At 72.1% G+C, this 19,545-nt stretch carries 16 protein-coding genes; 12 read left to right on the forward strand and 4 right to left on the reverse strand.

Annotation, left to right across the window (positions count from 1 at the left end; all coding sequences use genetic code 11):
* Positions 1-21: 21 nt before the first annotated feature.
* Positions 22-1,011, reverse strand: coding sequence for a helix-turn-helix domain-containing protein (locus O4J56_RS09485; RefSeq protein WP_270685232.1), 990 nt, complete (start codon positions 1,009-1,011; stop codon positions 22-24).
* A 102-nt stretch (positions 1,012-1,113) separates the two neighbouring features.
* Here O4J56_RS09485 and O4J56_RS09490 point away from each other — a divergent pair, with 102 nt between their 5' ends.
* Entirely contained in the window at positions 1,114-2,400 is a 1,287-nt protein-coding gene (locus O4J56_RS09490; RefSeq protein WP_270685233.1) for an APC family permease, read from the forward strand.
* A gap of 297 nt (positions 2,401-2,697) precedes the next feature.
* Here the strand turns inward: O4J56_RS09490 and O4J56_RS09495 are convergent, their stop codons facing one another.
* Positions 2,698-2,907: a DUF397 domain-containing protein gene (locus O4J56_RS09495; RefSeq protein WP_333563790.1), complete on the reverse strand. Its 210-nt coding sequence runs from the start codon at positions 2,905-2,907 to the stop codon at positions 2,698-2,700.
* Complete coding sequence (locus tag O4J56_RS09500; protein WP_270685234.1) at positions 2,898-3,761, reverse strand: helix-turn-helix domain-containing protein; 864 nt, start codon at positions 3,759-3,761, stop codon at positions 2,898-2,900. Before O4J56_RS09500 ends, O4J56_RS09495 begins: the two co-directional genes overlap by 10 nt.
* Positions 3,762-3,937: 176 nt before the next feature.
* On the opposite strand from O4J56_RS09500, the gene O4J56_RS09505 reads away from it, so the two are divergent.
* The 10 genes from O4J56_RS09505 (at position 3,938) to O4J56_RS09550 (ending at position 14,777) form a co-directional block, all read left to right on the forward strand.
* Positions 3,938-4,354 (forward strand): ATP-binding protein, encoded by a 417-nt coding sequence (locus O4J56_RS09505; RefSeq protein ID WP_270685235.1) that lies wholly within the window; start codon positions 3,938-3,940, stop codon positions 4,352-4,354.
* 672 nt (positions 4,355-5,026) lie between these two features.
* Positions 5,027-5,269, forward strand: a complete 243-nt coding sequence (locus O4J56_RS09510) for a hypothetical protein (RefSeq protein WP_270685236.1) — start codon at positions 5,027-5,029, stop codon at positions 5,267-5,269.
* Positions 5,241-5,765 (forward strand): DUF6879 family protein, encoded by a 525-nt coding sequence (locus tag O4J56_RS09515; protein ID WP_270685237.1) that lies wholly within the window; start codon positions 5,241-5,243, stop codon positions 5,763-5,765. The genes O4J56_RS09510 and O4J56_RS09515 overlap by 29 nt, the downstream gene beginning before the upstream one ends.
* 19 nt (positions 5,766-5,784) lie before the next feature.
* Entirely contained in the window at positions 5,785-6,633 is an 849-nt protein-coding gene (locus tag O4J56_RS09520) for a helix-turn-helix domain-containing protein (RefSeq protein ID WP_270685238.1), read from the forward strand.
* A 124-nt stretch (positions 6,634-6,757) separates the two neighbouring features.
* Positions 6,758-7,996, forward strand: coding sequence for a methyltransferase, FxLD system (gene fxlM, locus O4J56_RS09525; RefSeq protein ID WP_270685239.1), 1,239 nt, complete (start codon positions 6,758-6,760; stop codon positions 7,994-7,996).
* A 19-nt stretch (positions 7,997-8,015) separates the two neighbouring features.
* Positions 8,016-8,234 (forward strand): FxLD family lanthipeptide, encoded by a 219-nt coding sequence (locus tag O4J56_RS09530; protein WP_270685240.1) that lies wholly within the window; start codon positions 8,016-8,018, stop codon positions 8,232-8,234.
* 89 nt (positions 8,235-8,323) lie between these two features.
* On the forward strand, positions 8,324-11,347 hold the full coding sequence (locus O4J56_RS09535; protein ID WP_270685242.1) for a lantibiotic dehydratase: 3,024 nt from the start codon (positions 8,324-8,326) through the stop codon (positions 11,345-11,347).
* Complete coding sequence (locus O4J56_RS09540; RefSeq protein WP_270685244.1) at positions 11,344-12,570, forward strand: lanthionine synthetase C family protein; 1,227 nt, start codon at positions 11,344-11,346, stop codon at positions 12,568-12,570. The genes O4J56_RS09535 and O4J56_RS09540 overlap by 4 nt, the downstream gene beginning before the upstream one ends.
* Complete coding sequence (locus O4J56_RS09545) at positions 12,552-13,523, forward strand: thiopeptide-type bacteriocin biosynthesis protein (protein WP_270685245.1); 972 nt, start codon at positions 12,552-12,554, stop codon at positions 13,521-13,523. Before O4J56_RS09540 ends, O4J56_RS09545 begins: the two co-directional genes overlap by 19 nt.
* Before the next feature lie 144 nt (positions 13,524-13,667).
* Positions 13,668-14,777: a methyltransferase domain-containing protein gene (locus tag O4J56_RS09550; RefSeq protein ID WP_270685247.1), complete on the forward strand. Its 1,110-nt coding sequence runs from the start codon at positions 13,668-13,670 to the stop codon at positions 14,775-14,777.
* 536 nt (positions 14,778-15,313) lie between these two features.
* Here O4J56_RS09550 and O4J56_RS09555 read toward each other — a convergent pair.
* Positions 15,314-16,435 (reverse strand): VanZ family protein, encoded by a 1,122-nt coding sequence (locus tag O4J56_RS09555; protein WP_270685249.1) that lies wholly within the window; start codon positions 16,433-16,435, stop codon positions 15,314-15,316.
* Between the two features lie 461 nt (positions 16,436-16,896).
* Between O4J56_RS09555 and O4J56_RS09560 the strand changes: the two genes are divergently transcribed.
* On the forward strand, positions 16,897-19,527 hold the full coding sequence (locus O4J56_RS09560) for a sensor histidine kinase (RefSeq protein WP_270685251.1): 2,631 nt from the start codon (positions 16,897-16,899) through the stop codon (positions 19,525-19,527).
* The last annotated feature ends 18 nt before the right edge of the window (positions 19,528-19,545 follow it).

Below are 19,545 nucleotides of genomic sequence, written 5' to 3' on the forward strand. Positions count from 1 at the left end.
CTCCGGTTCCTGCGGCCGAGGTCACGATCGTGCCGCGGACGCCCTCCGCTCCCGGGAGGCGAGGAAGGCGCGCCGGTAGGCGAGCGGCGCGACCCCCACGTGCCGGGTGAAGTGGCGGCGCAGGTTCGCCGCGCTGCCCAGGCCGCTCGCCTCCGCCACCTGCTCGACGGGCAGCCCGGTGGTCTCCAGGAGGAGCTGGGCGCGGCGGACCCGCTCGCACAGCAGCCAGCGCAGCGGCGGCACGCCCAGGGCGTCCTCGAACCGGCGGGCCAGCGTGCGCCTGCTCAGGTTGGCGCGGCGGGCGAGGTCGTCGAGGGTGAGCGGCTCGGCGAGCCGGGAGCGCGCCCACTCCAGGAGCGGGGCCAGGCGGGTGTCGTCGTGGGCGAGCGCGGGCGCCTCCACGTACTGCGCCTGCCCGCCCTCCCGGTGGGGCGGGGTGACCAGGCGGCGGGCGAGGGCGTTGGCGACCGCGGTGCCGTGGTCGGCGCGCACCAGCTCCAGGCAGAGGTCGATCCCGGCGGCGGTCCCGGCCGAGGTGTAGACGCCGCCGTCCTCGACGTAGAGGACCGCGGGGTCGACCCGCACCTTGGGGTGGGCGGCGGCCAGCTCGGCGGCGTGCATCCAGTGGGTGGTCGCGGTGCGGCCGTCCAGCAGCCCGGCGGCGGCGAGCACGAAGGCGCCGGTGCAGATGGAGGCGACCCTGGCCCCGTTGTCGTAGGCGGCGCGCACCGCCTCGGCCAGCTCGCGGGGCGCCCGGTCCACCTCGGTGCAGTTGGGGACCAGCACGGTGTCGGCCTCCACGACGCTGTCGAGGGGGTGGGCCTCTTGCAGGGCCAGGCCGTGCGCGAGCGCGGTGTCGGGACGCTCCGCGCAGATCCACATCTCGTACCAGGGGTCGGCGAGGTCGGGACGGTCGATGCCGAAGACCTCGCACGCGACCGACACCTCGAAGACCGGTGCGCCCTCGACGACCGTGACGGCGACGCGGTGGGCGGCAAGATCCGTTCGCATATCGGCAAGCTTGCCACTGGCCGGGCCCAGGTGGAACCCCGAGGCTGGTTCCTGCCGCCGGGACCCCCGTGCGGCCGGGCGATCCGGTGAGGAGGAACGAGGGTGAGCACCATCGCGCCGGAGCGCACCATCGGTTTCGGGCAGGCGGTGGCGCTCTACACCGGAGCCGTGCTGGGCGCGGGGGTCCTGGTGCTGCCGGGGCAGGCGGCCACGATGGCGGGGCCCGCGTCGCTGCTGGCGTGGCTGTTCATGGGGCTGCTGGGGCTGCCGCTGGCGACGACGTTCGCGGCGCTGGCCACGCGGTACCCGGACGCCGGGGGCATCGCCACCTACGCGGCCCGGGCGTTCGGACCGACGGCGGGGGGCCTATCGGGCTGGTTCTACCTCGTCGCCGGTGTGCTCGGGCAGACGATCGTTCCGCTGACCGGCGGCTACTACGTGGCGGCGGCGCTGGGCGCCGGACCGTGGGCCGCGTACGTGGTCGCGGGCGCCATCCTGGCCCTGGCCACGGCGGCGAACCTGGCGGGGATGCGGCTGAGCGGGCGGGTGCAGCTGGCGCTGGCGGGAGGGGTGGCGCTCCTGCTGCTGGCCGCGACGCTGGCCGCGCTGCCGCACGTCGGCATGGAGGCCTTCACCGGGCCCACCGGGTTCGCGCCGCACGGGGTGTCGGGCGTGGCGAAGGCGGCCGTGGTGCTGTTCCTGGCGTTCGCCGGGTGGGAGGCGGTGGCACACCTGGCGGGCGAGTTCCGGGACGTGCGCAGGGACATGCGGCGGGCGACCGTGGCGACGGTGGCGGTCGTGCTGGTGCTGTACACGGGGGTCGCGTTCGCGGTGGTGGGGACGGGCACCTACGGCGACCCGGCCGTGGACCGGGTCGCGGTGGGCGAGGTCCTGGGGACGGGGCTGGGGTTCAGCGCCGCCGTCGCCTCGGCGGTGCTGGCGACGGTGATCAGCCTGGGGACGACGAACACCTTCCTCGCCTCCCTCTCCCGGCTCGCCTACGCGCTCGGCTCCGACGGCTGGACGCCGGGGTTCCTGGCCCGTCGCGACACGCGCGGGGTGCCGGTGGCGGGCGTGTTGACGGTGGCCGGCGGCGGCGCGGCGGGCCTGGCGGTCAGCTGGGCCGGCGGCTGGGGCACCGAGGCGCTGGTGGGAATCCCCGCGTCGCTGGTGCTGGTGACGTACCTGGTGGGGATGGGGTCAGGAGCGCGCCTCCTGAGGGGCCGGGCCCGCGCGCACGCGGCGACGGCACTGGTCCTGACAGCGGCGATCGCCCCCTTCGCCGCCGAGTACATCGCGGTCCCAGTGATGGTGGCGGCAGTGGCCCTGCTCTTCCGCTGGAAGACGGCCCCAAGGCCTGTCGCGAAAGCGGATGGAGGCCACAGATGATCGCGGGCCGCGCCGCGCGCCCACCGGCACGTTCGAAGCGCCTGCCTATCCGTCTAGGAGGACCCGACCCTCCGGAGTCCCGAAGTACCAGTGCCGCCCAGTCGGAGCGGGAGGAAGTGCGCCGGCCGCAAGGTCGGCGAGCGCATCCGCCAACTCGACGAGCGGTGCCGCGTCGATGTGCTCTGCCCCGCGTAGGAAGCTCGTCGCGCTCTCCTCCAGCTCGGGCCACCGGCACTGTTCTGCTCTAGGGCAGTCCTCCGTAGCCGATCGCTCCCAGCCGCTCTCCCGCACCAGGCCCTAGAAGACCTCAGTCTGGAGAGACCTGAGGAAGGCCGCCCACTCCCCATTCCCGAAGGCCAGATGCCCGAGGTCGCGGTTCTTGGTGTCCCGCACCGCACGCCCGCGCACACCGACGGCCGCGCACTCTAAACATCCACTCGCCCCCTGGCTGTAGGAGGACTTTCTCCACCCGATCGCCCTGTCGCCGAAGCCCTGGCTCACTGGCACTCCTCGATCCGCTCTTCAATGAACCGTCGACTCCTATCCGGGTCCAGGGCCTGAGCGGCGAGAAGACTGAACATCTGCGCATGACGGGCGACGTTCCCGGACTTCTCCAGATAGGAGTTGCCGCTCTGGGACTCTACATAGACCACGTCAGGGTGGGCAGGTGCCGGAAATCCGAAGAGATAGAAGGGACCGTCGAGGGCGGCGTGCACGCCCCGCTCGAACGGTAGGACCTGGAGGTCGACGCCGTCCCGCTCGCACTCGGCCAGCAGTCGCTCAAGCTGGCCGCGATGGACCGCCCTCCCACCCGCCGGCCTCCGAAGGACGGCTTCGTCCAAGATCGCCCACACTCGGGGCCGCGGTTCTCGTTCCAGGAGCCGCTGCCGGTGCAGGCGCACCTCCAGACGCCTCTCGATCTCCGTCTCGGTGTTCTGGGGCGGCAGCAGTGTCCCTCTAAGTACAGCCTCGGCATACGACCGTGTCTGAAAGATGCCCGGAACGAGCAGGGCCTCGTAGCACCGAACCGAGTTCGCCTCGTGCTCCATGCCCATGAACGAGCCGAACTGGGCCGACAAGACGTCCTGGTACTCGTCCCACCACCCCGGCGCTTGGGCGTCCTTGGCCAGTCGGACGAGCAGGTCCCGGTCGTTGCCGTCCACCCCGTAGAGCTCGCACAGGTCACGGACATCCCGGACCCGGGGCTTGGCCTTCGCCAATTCGATCCTGCTGACCTTGGCGATCGAGCACTCGAGGTGGTACGCCGCATCCTCGATCTTCAACCCGGCGGCCTCCCGGCGCCGCCGAAGTTCCAGACCGAGTTGGCGGAGTCTGATGGTCGGAGCCTGGATTGGGGGCATCTGGGAGGGTTCCTTCCCTGCTCACGTGGCGTTGGGCCAGTCTCCCGCCCGAAGTGACCACTTAGGCCATGGCTCATCGTAGTCATTTTCTCAGTGAGAATTGCACTGGACGATTCACTCGTCCACCATGGCAGACACCGAACGTCACCGGGGCCTCACCCAGGAGGTGTCCTGCCATGGACCTGCCCCTGCCGCGTACCTACTCCTCGACCTTCCACGGCCTCGCCGACCAGGTCCCGGCCGCCCGGCGCTGGCTGGAGCGCGCCCTCGTCGCCGACGCCGCCACCTCGGACACCGCGTTCACGGCCTGCCTGCTGCTCAGCGAGCTGGCGACGAACTCGATCCGCCACACCGCCAGCGGCATGCCGGGAGGCCTCTTCTCCGTCATCGCCGTCGTGGACGCCGAGCGCCTCCGCGTAAGCGTCCATGACCAGGGCGGCCCGGGCGTTCCAGTGATCCGTGCACACCCCGCCGCTCTCGGCCTGCACCGCGGCGGTCGGGGGCTCGGCCTCGTCGACGCCCTTGCCGCCGCCTGGGACACGCACACCGGTCCCACCGGCCGGACCGTGTGGTTCGAAGTCCTCCTCAAGTAGGGCGCGTTCACTCCTTCCCACGTCGCCCGTCACAGCAGAGAGAAGCAGCAAAGATGACCTCCCCCGACCACGTCCCGAGCACTGCAACCGATCCGCACATACGCGCCGTCCTCGCTGCCCCCAAGGGATGCCGCTTCAACCGCGCCCGCCCTTACACGACACCGCGCCCCGCGACGATGCCCGAGCGGATGTCGGTGGCCCGCCCAGAGCCGTGGCCGTCCAACGCCGATCCCTCGCTGCCGGAGTGGCTGACCCAGCTCAGGACGGAGCTGGGTCCGGATGGCGACTCCTCCATCCGCGACGTCCGCACCGTGCGATCCCTCCGGCACACGGGACGCCCCGTTCCAGAGCCCACCGGCACAGGCCGCGACCGTAACGCCCTTCCCCACGCCATCTCCTTGGCACGCCCCGTGACTGATCCCGTTTGGAGATCCATCCACACCTGCTCGATCCTCGGGATGATGCTGGGGGCATACCTTCTGGGACTCTTCCAATAGGGCGAAGCCACGAAGCGGGCACCCGGCGATATGACTACGCAAAGGGCGCTTCCTCGGGCACAGCCGCGGCCTACTGCCACGCGATAGAGGGCCCCTCCCTCCGTTGACCTACTGTCAGAGAGATGCGATGGTCGGTGCAACCGGATGCAACCCCCACGTCCACTGAGAGGGCGCTATGCAGCTTCGGTTCATCGGTAAAGACCCCGAATCCGGCAAGGACGGCTCACCCAGCGTTTTCATCGACGATGCCACCGGCGACTTCGTTCTGCAGGGATGGAAGGTCGATGCGGACACACGGCAGGGCTGCCGGGCAGCAGGTCCGGTCCCTCCCCACGAGGACATCGTTCGGATGCCGACCCGGATGATCGATGCCCTGAGGAAGGCCTGTGATGAGGCAGAACGTTCCCGCCTTCACTGACATGCTCGCCCAGAGCACGCACAGCGCCGTGCACTTGGAGATGCGCGACGCCTACGCGGTCGGGGATGAGAAGGAGGACTTCGAGGCCTGGCGGAACGGCCGACGCACCGACTGGGAGGACCACGAGTCCTGGTGGCACCCCTACTATCAGGCCGTTGCCGACGCCGTGGCGCGAGGTGTAGCCGTCCGCCGTGCCCGGGTGGTCTCGGAGCCGGTGTCGGAGTACATCCGCTACGAGCACTTCATCACCCAGGCCAACCTGATCGCGGGCGAGCAGGTCAGGTGGCTGCCGCGGAGCCGCGCCACCGACATCGCGTTCCCGGGCAACGACTTCTGGCTCTTCGACGACCGGGTAGTGCGCGTGAATCACTTCAGCGGCGACGGGGCCATGCTCGGCTGCGAGATCGTCGAGGATCCTGCCGTGGTCAAGCTTTGCGCGGCTGCGTTCGACTCTGTGTGGGAGCGTGCGGTTGCGCATGAGGACTACCAGGTCTGACCAGCGCTGATCTCTTGCCATGCCCTCAGTCCCTTCGCCCAGCGCCCTTGAAGCCAGACGCGCGGTCGCCGAGCGTCTGAAGGAACTGCGCATCGAGGCGGGACTGACCGGACAACAGCTCGCCGGGGCGTGCGGGTGGCACAAGGCCAAGACCTCCCGGCTCGAGAATGCTCGCACGCCTCCCTCTGACGACGATATCCGTGCCTGGTGCCGGGCCTGCGGGGCCGAAGAGCAGGTCGCCGATCTCATCGCCGCCTCGCGCAGCGCCGAGTCGATGTATGTGGAGTGGAAGCGCAAGCAGCGCTCGGGACTCCAACGCCTCCAAGCCTCCTACAACCCCCTGTATCGGCAGACCAGCCGCTTCCGGGTCTACTCGCCCGACATCGTCCCCGGGTTCCTCCAACGGCCGGCCTACGCCACCGCGCTGCTGTCGGCGATCACAGCCTTCAGGGGCATTCCCGACGATGTAGAGCAGGCGGTCGAGGCGCGTACCGCCCGGTCACAGGTCCTCTATGAAAGCCACCGCAGCTTCTCCTTCCTCATCGAGGAGTCCGTGCTGCGCTACAGAATCGGCGACCGTGCGGCTATGTCCGACCAGCTGAACCACCTGCGGTCGGTGATGTCGTTGCCGACGGTCTCGCTCGGCGTCATCCCCTTCTCCGACCGGCGTGGCATCTGGCCTCTGGAGGCCTGCTACATCTACGACGACGACCTAGTTCAGGTCGAGCTGCTCAACGCCGAGGTCAGCGTGCGTGCACCCACAGAGATCGCCACGTACATCAGGGCATTCAACGAGTTGCGCCGCGCTGCTGTCTATGGCGACCGGGCACGGGCGCTCATCGACTCGGCTTCCGAGGCCTTCGCTTGAGGCTGTGCAACTTCGTGCAACTTCATTGAGTCGGCGCTTCGGCCCTCTCTACGGTCGATGGTGCAGGACGGCGCGCTGTCGCCTCTTGATCACTGCACGTCTGTACCGACAAGGACGAGGCACATTGTCCGATCAGACCGGAAAGTCCCCCGCCGCCTGGCGCCAAGAGATGGTGGCCACGCTGAAGAGCCCCGAGGCGCTCAACGGCATGGAGCTTTCGCCCCCGCTGGAGCGGGCGCTGCTGGAGGTGCCGCGGCACCTGTTCGCCCCCGAGGCCGACCTGGAGGCCGCGCACGCCCCGTTCAACCCGGTGGTCACCAAGAAGGACGAACGCGGCGTGGCCCTCAGCTCGGTCTCGGCCCCGCAGATCCAGGCCATGATGCTCGGACAGGCCCGCATCGAACCGGGCATGCGGGTGTTGGAGATCGGCTCGGGCGGCTACAACGCCGCCCTGATCGCCGAACTGGTCGGCCCCGCCGGGCACGTGGTGAGCATCGACATCGACCCTGAGGTCACCGAGCGCGCCGCCAAGCTGTTGGCCGAGGCCGGGTACCCGCAGGTGCGGGTGGTCACCGGCGACGCCGCCGAAGGAGTCCCGGGCGAGGCGCCGTTCGACCGGATCATCGTCACCGCCGGTGCCTGGGACATCCCGTCGGCCTGGACCGAGCAGCTTGCCGAGGACGGGCGGCTGGTGGTGCCGCTGCGGATGCGGTCACTCACCCGCTCGGTGGCCTTCCACCGCTCCGGCGGCCGCCTGGTCAGCGACTCGGCGCTGGTGTGCGGGTTCGTGGCCATGCAGGGCGTCGACGCCCACGACGAGCAGGTCGTCCTTGTGAACGGTGACGAGTCGGTGGGGCTGCGGTTCGGCGACGGCGCCCCGGGCGAGGTGGAGCTTCTGGACAACGCGGTGCGCAGCCCTCGGACCGAGGCGTGGACCGGTGTTCGGGTGCACCGTCAGGAGCCGATCGTCGGGCTCCAGCTTTACCTGGCCACCCACCTGCCGGGCTTTTGCATCATGACCACCGACTCCGAGGCCGACACCGGCGCAGTCCAGCCGACCAACCCCTACTTCTCGATGGCCGCCGTGCGGGGCGACAGCTTCGCCTACCTCATCACCCGTCCCGCACCCGGCGATGAGGCCGATGAGCACGTGGAGTACGGGGTGCACGCTTTCGGCCCGCACCGAACGGAACTGGCCGACGAGGTCACCGCGCTGGTCACCGTGTGGGACCGGCTGCACCGCGGCGGGCCCGACCCGCAGGTCACCGCCTACCCGGCCGCCACGCCCGATGAGGAACTGGAGGGTCAGGCCGTCATCGACAAGCGCCACGTCCGCGTCACCCTGACCTGGCCCCCGGAATAACCGCGAGCAGGAGGAGAACATGGCCCCCCGAGACACCGCGCTCCTGATGCCTGAGGCGGCCCCGGCCGCCGAGGACACCGGCCCCGACGAGCTTCCCGAGGACTTCGAGCTGGAAGTGCGGGTGGTGCTGACCACCCACCCCAGCGGCAAGCTCGCCTGCACCACCAGCGACGGGTGCGGCAACACGTGCCAGAACGGCGCCTCGGCCTGCAACAGCTTCGTCGGCGACCCCTTCTAGGGCCCGCCGACCGAACACATGGGGATCAGGGGTGTCCGGCCTGGGGGCGGACACCCCTCTTCTCGAACGCTGCGAAGGAGGCACCGGTCATGGCCGAGGCGGGCTACCACGTGTGCGCGGTCATGCTGCGCGCCACCACCGCCGACCGCGCCACCGCTCCGCCCGGGGGCGCCGACCCTGACGACTCCGAGGGCAGGCGGCGGCTGCTCGGATGGTCCCGAGAGCTGTGGGGCGCCCCCGGGGCCGGTGAGGCGCTGCGGATCGCTTCTCCAGTCCTGCATCAGCGCCTTTCCAAGGTCCATGCCCGCAGCGACGGTGCAAACCTGGGCAGGCGCGAGGTCAAGGCGCTGGTCTCCTCGGCCGCGTTCGCGCTGCGCTGGCAGAACCGCCCCACACCGGCCGGGCTGTTCGCCGGCATCGCCCCTGCGAGCATCGGAGACACCCGCGTTTACTGGGGCGGAGTACATGGGGCGAGCCTTCGCCCGGACACCGCCTGGCTGGCCGCTGCCATCGAGCGCCTGCTGGCGATCGATGAGGTGCGGCGCCGCGCCCCGGTCCAGGCGAACCCGTGCGTCCACCGGAGGGGCGACCGCCTTGTCGCACCCGGTCCTGCGTCCGGTGGGCAGTCGGTGTTGGCGGCGCCGGTGGAGGTCTCGGTGCGCCGCAGCGCTCCGGCCCTCGCTGCGCTGGAGGCCGCCCGCTCCCGGGTCGGATACGCCGAGCTGGCCGAGCACCTGCAACAGCGCTTCCCTGGTACCACGGACTCCGCGATCACCGGCTTCCTCGGCGGGCTCCTCTCCCAAGGCCTACTCCTCGAAGGGCTGTGGGCGCCGATGGACCGCACCGACGCGCTCGCCTACCTGTGCGAGGAGCTGCACGCCATCAAGGCCGAAGAGATCCCCGAGGCAGCGGACCTGGTGGAAGGTCTGGAGGTGCTCGCCGCCCAGGTGAGCGAGGACCGCCCCCGGCCCGTGGGCGCCGACCGTGCCGAGGTCGCCGCGTTTTCCCGCCGGATGAGCCGGTGCCACGAGGGCCCAGGGGCGGGCCTGACGGCGGATGTGGCATTGGACTGCGACATCGCCCTGCCGCGCCCGGTGGCCGAGGAGGCCCGGCGGGCGGCTGAGCTGCTGGTGCGCCTGTCGCCATACCCCTTCGGGGCGCAGCACTGGCACGAGTACCACCAGCGCTTCCGCGACCGGTACGGCCCCGGGGCCGCGGTCCCCGTGTTGGAGCTGGTCGGCGACGGCGGCCTGGGCTACCCGGCCGGGTTCCTCGGCTCGGCCCGCCAGGCGCCGCCCCGACCGCGCCGACCCCGCGACGGCGTCCTGTTGGAGCTGGTCCAGCGGGCCCTGATGCGCGGGGACAACGAGGTCGACTTGGACGAGCGCACCGTGGAGAGCCTGGAGGCGGATGAGGAGGCGGCGCCGCCTGGGCGTGTGGAGCTCAGCGCCGTCGTCCACGCCCGCACCCTCCATGCCCTGGAGGAGGGCGACTTCCTGTTGGAGGTCACCGGCGCCCCGAGGGCGGCCAGCAGCATGGCCGGGCGCTTCCTCCACCTGCTCCCCGAACCCGAACAGGAACGGTGGGCCCGCTCCTACGAGGCCGACGACGGGGCGCTCACCGCGCAGGTGGCCTTCGTCCCCCGGCGGCGCGGCAACGCCGACATCGCCCGCACCCGCCAGGTCCTCCCCGCGCGCATCGCCCTGGACCGCCACGACGCCCGAGAGCAAGCCATCGCGCCGGACGATCTGCTGGTGGTGGGCGATGCGCGCGGATTCGCCCTGATCCAGGCCTCGACCGGGCGGGCGGTGGAGCCGCGGGTGCTGCACGCCCTGGAGGCCGGAACCCACACCCCTCCGCTGGCCCGGTTCATCGCCGAGCTGCCCTTCGCCCGCTGCGCCGCCTACACCGCCTTCGATCCCGGTGCCGCCGATTCCCTGCCCTACCTGCCGCGCTTTCGCAGCGGGCGCACGATCCTGGCCCCTGCCCGCTGGCGCCTCCGGTCCAGCGACCTGCCCGGCCCCTCGGCCCCGGCCACCGACTGGGACCAGGCCTTTCAACGGTGGCGGGACTCCTTGGCCGTTCCCGGCCGGGTGGTGATGGTCGAACACGATCAGCGCCTGCCCATCGACTTGGACGAGCCGCTGCACCGGCGCCTGCTGCGCTCGGCCCTGGAGGCCACCGGAACGGTCGAACTGCGAGAACGCCCCGGCGAGGAAGGGGACGAGGGGTGGATCGGCCGGGCCCACGAGGTCCTGTTCGCACTGAAGACGACCCGCACACCACTCCGGCCAGCCGTCGCCGTCTCTGCCCTCAGGGCGCATCCGGTCGGCGAGGGCCCCTTCGTCCAGGCCCGCCTGCTCGTCCACCCCGACCGCGCCGATGAGGTCCTCACCGACCACGCCTCCGGCTTCTTCACCCAAGCGCCCGAGTCGGGCCTGTGGTGGTTCCAGCGCGAGGCTCCGCTCGCGGGCGGTGAACCGGCTTTAATGGTGACCGTTCGACTGGACGATCCGGCCGACCACGCCGCCCTCGCCCAACGCCTGGGCGCCTGGGCCCACGCCCTGCATACCCGACACCTGTCGGCCGGGCTGGAGTTCACCGGTCACCGGGAGCACACCGGCCGCTTTGGCCACGGCGACGCCATGCGGGCCGCGCACAAGGTCTTCGCCGCCGACTCCCGAGCCGCACTCGCCCAGATCACCACCGCCCGCGACGATGCCAGCCTGAAGCGCGCGCTCGCTGCGGCGTCGATGGTCGGCATCGCCGAAGCACTCGCCGCCTCACCCGAGCAAGGGCGCAAGTGGCTGGCCGATGACCTCGCCGACTTGCGCGCCCCCGTCGATCGCGACGACCGCGAACACGCCCGCCGCCTTCTCACCGTGCCGCCGAGCACCGAAACCGAGTTGGGCCGCGCGTGGGAGCAGCGCCGCCTCGCGCTCACGGACTACCGCGACCGGCTCTTGGCCCAGCGCGATCCGCGCATGGTGCTGCGTTCGCTGCTGCACCTGCACCACCGCCGCGCCCTCGGCCCCGACCATGAGGAGTCCCTGCTGCGGCTGGCCCGCGACTGCGCCCACAGCCTCCTGCGCCAGGGCCAAGGCCGCCGATGAACACGACCGCCCTCATCGACAGCGAGCTGCGTGCAAGAGCCGACGCCTTCATCGAGCGGTGGGCCCGCCGCCCTGTGGAGGGCTTCGACCAGGACAGTGCGCACTCCCTGGCGGCAGGTCAGGCCGGGGACGCACTGGCCCACGCCGAACTCGCCGCCCGCGGCCGGACGGACCCCGGACTGGCCCTTCGCGCTCTGACCCGCGCGGCCCAAGGCGACATCAGCGCCTCCCCTTCGGCTGGACTGTACTGGGGCGCCCCGGCCGTGGCCTTCGCCCTGCACTCCGCCGGACCACACCGCGCCCACGCCAAGGCCCTGGCCACCCTGCACACCCACATCGCCCGCACCGCCGACCAGCGCGCCCAACAGATGACGGAACGCATCAACAGACAAGAACCCGCGAGATTCGGCGAGTACGACGTCTTCTTCGGCCTCACCGGCATTGGCGCCTACCTGCTGCGCACCGCCCCCGACAGCCCCGAGCTCGCCCGGGTCCTCACCGCGCTGTCGGCACTGGTCCGCCCGCTGCCCCTCGGCCGGGCCCGGGTTCCCGGGTGGTGGGTGGCCAACGACCCGCACAACTCCCCCACCGCCCCCGAGGGCGGACACGCCAACCTCGGCGCCGCACACGGCATCACCGGGCCCCTGATGCTCCTCAGCCAGGCCTCCCGAGCAGGCACCACCGCCCCCGGGCAGATGTCGGCGATCGAGCACCTGGCCGCCTTCCTCCTGGACTGGAGCCGCCCCGGTCCCACCGGTCGGTGGTGGCCCGAACACCTCACCCTGACCGAGTACACCGCCCGCACCCCGGCCCAGCAAGGGCCGGCGCGGCCGAGCTGGTGCTACGGCACCCCCGGCATCGCCCGCGCCGGGCAGCTCGCCGCACTCGCCCTGGGAGAGCGCCACCTGCGGTCGGTGTTCGAGAGCGCGCTCGCCGACTGCCTGAGCGACCCGCACCAGCTCGCCACCCTGAGTGACGCGCGGCTGTGCCACGGATGGGCCGGGCTGTTCCAGACCGCCTGGCGCGCCGCCGCCGACGCGGCCGACCCGCGCCTCGCTGGACTGCTGCCCGCGCTCGCCCAGCGCTTCACCGCCGCCATACCCGTGGCCCCGTCTCGGGAAGCGGGGCTGCTCGACGGCGATGCGGGCGTCGTGCTGGCGCTGCTCACCGCCACCGAAGCGACCGTGGAGACCGGATGGGACGCATGCCTGCTCATCAACTGACCACCGCCGCCCCCTCCGAGCTGGAGAAGGCGGTGCGCGAAGTACTCGCGGGCACCGCGCTGCCCGAAGCCGCGAGCCGGGCCGGGGCCGCTCCCGAGGAGCTCCAGGCGGCCGCCGACCTCTACCACCGGGCCGGCGCCCAGGCCCTCCTCACCCACCGGCCCGGCCAATGGTGGCAGGCGAACCTGGAGTTCACCGACTGGAACAACGCCGAGGACACCGTCCGACGCCTGCTCCCCCACCTCGGCGGCCCGGAGTGCGGCTGGTGGTTCATCCGCAAGTACCCCTGCTGGCGACTGCGCCTACAACCCCGCGGTCACGGCCACCGCGCCCGCCTCGAAGCCGCCCTCGACGACCTGACCGACCGTGGGCTGCTCGCAGGTTGGAACCCGGTGGTCTACGAGCCCGAGACCGCGGCCTTCGGCGGACCGGCGGGCATGGACGCCGCCCACGCCCTCTTCCATGCCGACGCCGCGTTCGCCCTCCGCTTCCCTCAGGAGCTCCCACTGCGGCGGCATGAGGTCTCCCTCGTGCTGTGCTCGGCCCTACTCACCGGCGCAGGACTGGAGTGGTACGAACAAGGAGACGTATGGGCCCGGGTTGCCGCCGAACGCCCGCTCCCGAACGGCGAGGAGGAACGCGCCGGGAACCTCATCGCCGACGTGGAGAAACTGCTGCGGCTGGTCACCACCCCGGACAGCCCGCTGTTCTCCCCCGGCGGACTACTGCACCCCTGCGCCAGAACAGCATCGGCATTCCGCGAATGCGGCACCACCCTCGGCCACGCAGCGCGGACTGGAGAACTCCAGCGCGGCCTACGAGCCGTGCTCACCTACCAGGTCATCTTCCACTGGAACCGCCTTGGCCTCCCCGCACGGCTCCAAGCCCTAATGGCAATGGCCAGCCACGTCGCCGTTCTGTCCCGGAATCGAGCGGCACATCGAAGTCAATAGGGGCACTGTTGACACGTCAGCAGTGACGAGAAAGCGGAGGGTGACCACGGCCACTCGGGGTGGGAGGGCCCGCCAATCAGCGTCTGGACGTGCAACGCGCGGTGGGGTCACAACCCTGCCCTCTTCCCACCAGGTGGCATCCCCATGACCGATGTCCCGCGCGCCCGATGGGGCCCGCTTCTGGAACGGCTGGCCGACGACCTCACACCGGAACCGCTGTCGGACCCGGCCTGGGAACGGGCCTTCCGGGAGGTGCCGCGCCACCTCTTCGTTCCCGTCTACTACGACGAGACCGACGATGGCGCCCCGACCCGGGTCGGGGCCGAGGATCCCGGATGGCTGGAGGGCGTCTATACCGACGACTCGCTGATCACCCAGCTCCGCCGACACCCGCAAGCGCCCGGCTCCTGGTGGCCGACCAGCTCATCCAGCCGCCCCTCGCTCATGGTCGCGATGCTGCACGCGCTCGACGTGCGCGACGGCCACCGCGTCCTGGAGATCGGGACAGGGAGCGGCTACAACGCCGCGCTGCTATCGGCCCGGCTCGGAGGCGAGAAGGTCACCACCGTCGACATCGATCCTGAGCTGACCTCGACGGCTCGCCGACGCCTGGCCGGGGCGGGGCACCGCCCCGCGGTCGTCACCGGCGACGGCGCCGAGGGCGCTCCCGAACGCGCCCCCTTCGATCGGGTGATCGTCACGCACTCGGTCGAACAGGTCCCCTACGCCTGGATCGCCCAGACCCGGCCCGGCGGCCTGATCCTGGTCGATGTGCGGTCAGTGGGCACACCGCGGGTCGGGCATCTCGCTCGGTTGGGGGTGCACGAGGACGGCACGGCCTCGGGCGGGTTCGATGTCAGTGAGCCCGGATTCTTCATGCCCGCGCGCCACGACATCACCGTCCCTCAGCGCCGGTTCCCGCCGCCGATGGACCTGCGGGACTCGATCGAGCGGAGCAGCGAGATCGGCGCCCGCGCACTGGATCCGCCCGGTGCGGCGTTCTGGCTGTGGGCGCTGGTGCCCGACATCGGAATCACCAGCATGGGAGGGGCCGCTCTGCTGTTCACCCCGGATGGGGCTTGGGCCACCGCCGATGAGCTGGGCCGGGTGCGCGCTGCCGGGCCCCACGACCTGTGGGCTCTGGCCGAGAAGGCCCAGAAGGATTGGGAGGCCGCCGGGCGACCGGGCGTCGAGGAATACCTCATCGAGGTCGGTCCCCAAGGCCAGAGGATCATCCCCCCGATCGCACTGTGACCTCAGCGACGAGACAGCGGAGCAGAACCACGAGCAAGGGGGTGGGTGGGCCCGCCAAGCAGCGTTGGAACGTGCAACGCGCGGTGGGGTCACCCTGCCCGACCCAAGATCATTTCAGCTACCTCTGCCTCGCGGTGACGGGAGCAGGCCCCGGGTACCGGGGGCGGGAGGGCCCGGGCACCTCCGGCGACCACTGGGGCGCGCGGTGAGGATGCCGCCCTGACCCAAAAACCCTTCGGCTACCTCTACCGCACGGTGACGGGAGTGGAACGCGGCCGCGGGCGCTGGGGGTGGGTGGGCCCGCCAAGCAGCGTTGGGACGTGCGATGCGCGGTGGGGTCACCCTGCCGGACCCAAGGTCAATTCAGCTTCCCCAGCGTCCCGGTGACAGGAGCAGAGCGCAGACCACAGGTACCGGGGGCGGGAGGGCCCAGGCACCTCCGACGACCACTGGGGCAGGCGGTGGGGTCACCCTGCCCGACCCAAGATCATTTCAGCTTCCCCAGAGCGGAGACCAACGGCCCCTCGCCCCCGGGCTCAGTTCCCCACCCTCTGAGGCGGGGGTCCCGTCTGCAGGGACGGCTGGTACCGGATCAGCTTGCCCGGCAGGCCGCCCGTCACCACCGTCCTCGTCGTGATCCTCGTGCCCGTGACCAGGTCCGCGGTTCCCGCCTGGTCGCGGCGGACCAGTTCGGGCGCCCCGTGGATCAGCACCACCAGCAGCGCCCACAGGTGCAGGTCGAGCACGAACAGCACCGTCACCGGGGTGTACAGCAGCGCCGCGCGCACGGCCGCCCTCCACCGCGCCGCTGGGCCCACGCTCCCCTTCTCGGCGACCGCCAGGCGCATGCTCGCCCGCCCCGGCGTGCTCCGGTCCCGCCGCAGCAGCGGCACCAGCAGCCCGAACACCACCGCCGCCGCCACCAGCGCCGTCTTGTGCGCCGCGCCCGCGCCGCCGACGGCCACGGCCCCCGCCTCCAGCAGCACGCCCACCACCAGCAGGGTCCCGTACCACCACAGCACCAGGTCCAGCAGGTGCCCGCCGAGCCGGCGCGACAGCCCCGGCGGCATCGCGTCCATGACGGCCCCGGGCCACCCGCGCGGCAGGACGCGCACGGCCGCGCTCCCGAGCAGCCACCCCGCGGCGCCGCCGGCCGCGCCCAGCAGCACGTCGTCGACGGCGGCCACCCGGTAGGCGCAGGGGTACAGCCCGAGCATCCCGGTCGCCTGCACGGCCTCCACCGCGACCGCGATCAGCGCGGCCAGCGCCAGCGTGAACCAGAACCCGCGCCGGTACCGGTAGCGGGCCAGGGCCCCGGCGGCCGCGGGAACCCCGGCCGCCGCCGCGATGTGCAGGGCGAGCGTGCTCCACGACCCCGGCAGCTCCCCCAGGGCCGCCGGCCTCGCCAGCACCGGGGCGCCGCCGTCGATCGCGCACAGCCCGTCGGCCCCGGGCGGCAGCGGCCACACCGCCAGCGCGCCCGCCGCCAGTGCGGTGGCGAGCACGGCCAGGGTCGCCTGCCCCTGCCATCCCGCGATGCGCCCGTAGCGCCCCAGGTTGCCCCGGAAGAACAGGGCCGTCCCCACGGCCGCGGCGAACACGGCGGCCGGAACGGCGACCACGGCCCCTCCCGGCCCGGCGCCCAGAATCCCTCCCATAGGTCCACCAGGCTAGCCGCGCCCGCCCGGGCGCGCGGGCGAACGCCGGATCCGGAGCCGGGGCCGCCCGGGCGTCGCCGGTCCGGGTCCCCACCGACGCACTTCTGTAACTATTCGATAATTCTTCGTCAGGCTACGAACGCGTAGCGCTGTCGCGGTGAACCCGGCAAACACCCACATCCGCACGACGGACGCCCAGTTAAGGACCAAAGTCATCCCCGCCCCACCGCACCGCACAGGCCCAGGAGCCCCATCCCCCCGGCGATTCCCGCCCTTCCCGGGCGAGATACGATCCCCTGGCCGAATCCCCGCGTCTTCCCCGTGTTGCGCGGACACATCGGCCCGGCCGGAGGGCGCCGCGCGCGCACCGGCCGCCGGTCCTCCACACCGAAAGCACCGGAACGCCCCTTCGCCGTTCCACCGCGTCCATGTGTGCTCAAGGCACGGGCCATAGGAGAGCAGTGCAGGAAGCAGAGAAGCGGCGGGTCCCGAGCATCCGCACCCGGCTCCGCAGGATCGTCATGACCCCCACCGCGGCGCTGGTCGCGGTGTGGCTCGTCGTCAGCGGCGTCCTGTTCTACGACGCCGCCATGGAGCTGGCCCTGAGCAAGGCCAACGAGCGCTACCTCACGCCGTCCGCCGTGGCGCTCACCACGGTGATGAAGGAGCGCACCATCACCGTCGGCTACCTGGAGCACCCCGACGAGCTCGAGGACGAGCTGGACGAGGCGCAGAAGGCGTCCTCGGACAAGATGGGCACGATCATCACGGACTACGACGAGCTGAAGCCGCTCGTCCCGGAGTCCTCCGTCGAGCGCATCACCCGGCTCCAGGAGTCCTACGAGGGCATCGAGGAGCTCCGCGCCTCCGTGAAGGCCGGCACCGCCTCCCGCCGTGAGGTCCTGGACTTCTTCAACGGCGTCACCTCCGCCGCCGCCGACGTCTTCGACGACCTGTCCCGGGCCGGCACCAACCCCGAGTCGATGGGGCCGGGCGTCAGCGCCACCTCCACCTTCCGCGCCGTCGACCAGCTCGGCCGCGCCGACGCCCAGCTCATCCGCTCCTTCGCCGAGGACGAGCTGAGCCACCCCGACATGCACGCCTTCGTGCAGGAGTTCGGCGCCTACCGGTCGCGCATGGAGCAGACCGCCCCCTTCCTCGGCCCCGAGCAGCGCGTCCGGTACCGGGAGCTGACCGAGACCCCCGAGTTCCAGCGCCTGAACGAGTACGTCGACCAGATCATGCAGCGCCCGGCCGAGACCGAGACCGACCCGGTCAGCGGCGAGGTCACCGAGCGCTTCCCGATGCCGGTCGACAAGGAGGACTGGGACGAGGCCTACCTCGCCGTCTTCGACGAGCTCACCGCGATCGGCGCCGACGAGGCGCTGTACGCCGGGTCGCTGCAGGCCAACGTCGCCTACCGGTCCATGGCCATGGCCGTCCTGGGCAGCGCCGGCGTCGGCGCCCTGGCGATCCTGGCCGTGCTGGCCGCCACCCGCTCCGCGCACCGCCTGGTCGACCGCCTGCACCGGCTGCGCGACGACACCGAGGAGCTCACCGAGCGGCGCCTGCCCGGGATCATGGACCGGCTGCGCCGCCACGAGCCGGTGGAGCTGGACGACGAGCTGCCCGACCTGGTCGCCAACCAGGAGGAGGACGAGATCGGCCGGGTCGCCCGCTCCTTCGACACCGCCCAGCGCACCGCCGTGGAGGCGGCGATCAACCAGGCCGAGCTGCGGCACGGCGTCAACCGGGTGTTCCTGAGCATCGCCCACCGCAGCCAGACCCTGATCCACCGCCAGCTGCGCCTGCTGGACCGGATGGAGCGCGACCAGGAGGACCCGGCCCAGCTCACCGAGCTGTTCAAGCTGGACCACCTGGCCACCCGCTCCCGCCGCAACGCCGAGAACCTGCTCATCCTGGGCGGGGAGAACCCGGGCCGCACCTGGCACCGCCCGATGCCGCTGGTGGACGTGCTGCGCGGGGCCATCTCCGAGTCGGGCGACTACTCGCGGGTGCAGCGCAACCACATCGCCCGGGTGTCGCTCATCGGCCCGGCGGTGGCCGACGTCATCCACCTGGTCGCCGAGCTGGTGGACAACGCCACCGCGTTCTCCCCGCCGCACACCCGGGTGATGCTCAGCAGCGAGCAGGTGCCCAACGGCGTGACCGTGGAGATCGAGGACCGCGGCCTGGGCATGCAGGACGAGGAGTTCGAGTCCGCCAACGCCCTGCTCGCGGACCCGCCCGAGTTCGACGTGATGCGGCTCAACGAGAAGATGCGTCTGGGCCTGTTCGTGGTCTCGCGGCTGGCCAAGCGGCACGGCATCAAGGTGTGGCTGCGCTCCTCGCCCTACGGCGGCGTGCAGGCGATCGTGCTGCTGCCGCCGGAGCTGATCTCCGAGGCCCCCCTGCCCTCGCCGCCGCGCGAGCTGCCCGCGCCCGTCCCCGCGCCGTCCGACGGCGACCTGCTGGGCGCCTCCGACGGACCGAGCCCGGCCGCGGAGGAGCGCGAGCTCGGCGGGGAGGACGCCGCCGTGGAGGACACCCCCGACACCCCCGACGGCGCCCCGGAGCCCGACGGCGCACCGCTGGAGGTCCGCGCCGAGGACCGCGCGGACAAGGCGGTCAGCGCCCTCGCGGCGTTCGCCGCCTCCGATGGGCACGGGGCCAACGGCTCCGCCCGCGACGGCGGCCCCGCCACCACCCCCGCGGGCCTGCCCCGGCGCGGCTCGCGCCGCTCCGACTCCGCCGAGTCGCGCGACACCCGCCCGGCACCGGCCCCCGCCCCGACCGGAGGCGACGGGGGCGGCGCCGACCGCCCGGCGCTGCCCAAGCGGCGCCCGCAGACCAACCTCGCCCCCCAGCTCGCCGACCGCTGCCCGAACGACCCCGCCGCGGACGCCGACGGCGGCGCGGACGGTGGGCCCCGGCCCGGATCCGCCCCACAGGACCCGGAGCGCTCGGAGCGGCTGCGCCGGAACATGTCCGCGTTCCAGCAGGGCACCCGCCGCGGCCGAGAGGAGAGCCGCGGCCAGGGCCGCACCGCCGCCGACGACGACACCACCGAGGACACTGAGAAGGACTCCTGACCTTGACGAACAACGCTG

Source organism: Nocardiopsis endophytica (assembly GCF_027706725.1).
Taxonomy (GTDB): Bacteria; Actinomycetota; Actinomycetes; order Streptosporangiales; family Streptosporangiaceae; genus Nocardiopsis_A; species Nocardiopsis_A endophytica.

Excerpts from the sequence above, each read along its gene's own strand:
- O4J56_RS09485 (WP_270685232.1), bottom strand. The coding sequence starts at position 1,011 with ATGCGAACGGATCTTGCCGCCCACCGCGTCGCCGTCACGGTCGTCGAG.
- O4J56_RS09500 (WP_270685234.1), bottom strand. The coding sequence starts at position 3,761 with ATGCCCCCAATCCAGGCTCCGACCATCAGACTCCGCCAACTCGGTCTG.
- O4J56_RS09505 (WP_270685235.1), top strand. The coding sequence starts at position 3,938 with ATGGACCTGCCCCTGCCGCGTACCTACTCCTCGACCTTCCACGGCCTC.
- O4J56_RS09510 (WP_270685236.1), top strand. The coding sequence starts at position 5,027 with ATGCAGCTTCGGTTCATCGGTAAAGACCCCGAATCCGGCAAGGACGGC.
- O4J56_RS09515 (WP_270685237.1), top strand. The coding sequence starts at position 5,241 with ATGAGGCAGAACGTTCCCGCCTTCACTGACATGCTCGCCCAGAGCACG.
- O4J56_RS09520 (WP_270685238.1), top strand. The coding sequence starts at position 5,785 with ATGCCCTCAGTCCCTTCGCCCAGCGCCCTTGAAGCCAGACGCGCGGTC.
- O4J56_RS09530 (WP_270685240.1), top strand. The coding sequence starts at position 8,016 with ATGGCCCCCCGAGACACCGCGCTCCTGATGCCTGAGGCGGCCCCGGCC.
- O4J56_RS09535 (WP_270685242.1), top strand. The coding sequence starts at position 8,324 with ATGGCCGAGGCGGGCTACCACGTGTGCGCGGTCATGCTGCGCGCCACC.
- O4J56_RS09540 (WP_270685244.1), top strand. The coding sequence starts at position 11,344 with ATGAACACGACCGCCCTCATCGACAGCGAGCTGCGTGCAAGAGCCGAC.
- O4J56_RS09545 (WP_270685245.1), top strand. The coding sequence starts at position 12,552 with ATGCCTGCTCATCAACTGACCACCGCCGCCCCCTCCGAGCTGGAGAAG.
- O4J56_RS09550 (WP_270685247.1), top strand. The coding sequence starts at position 13,668 with ATGACCGATGTCCCGCGCGCCCGATGGGGCCCGCTTCTGGAACGGCTG.
- O4J56_RS09555 (WP_270685249.1), bottom strand. The coding sequence starts at position 16,435 with ATGGGAGGGATTCTGGGCGCCGGGCCGGGAGGGGCCGTGGTCGCCGTT.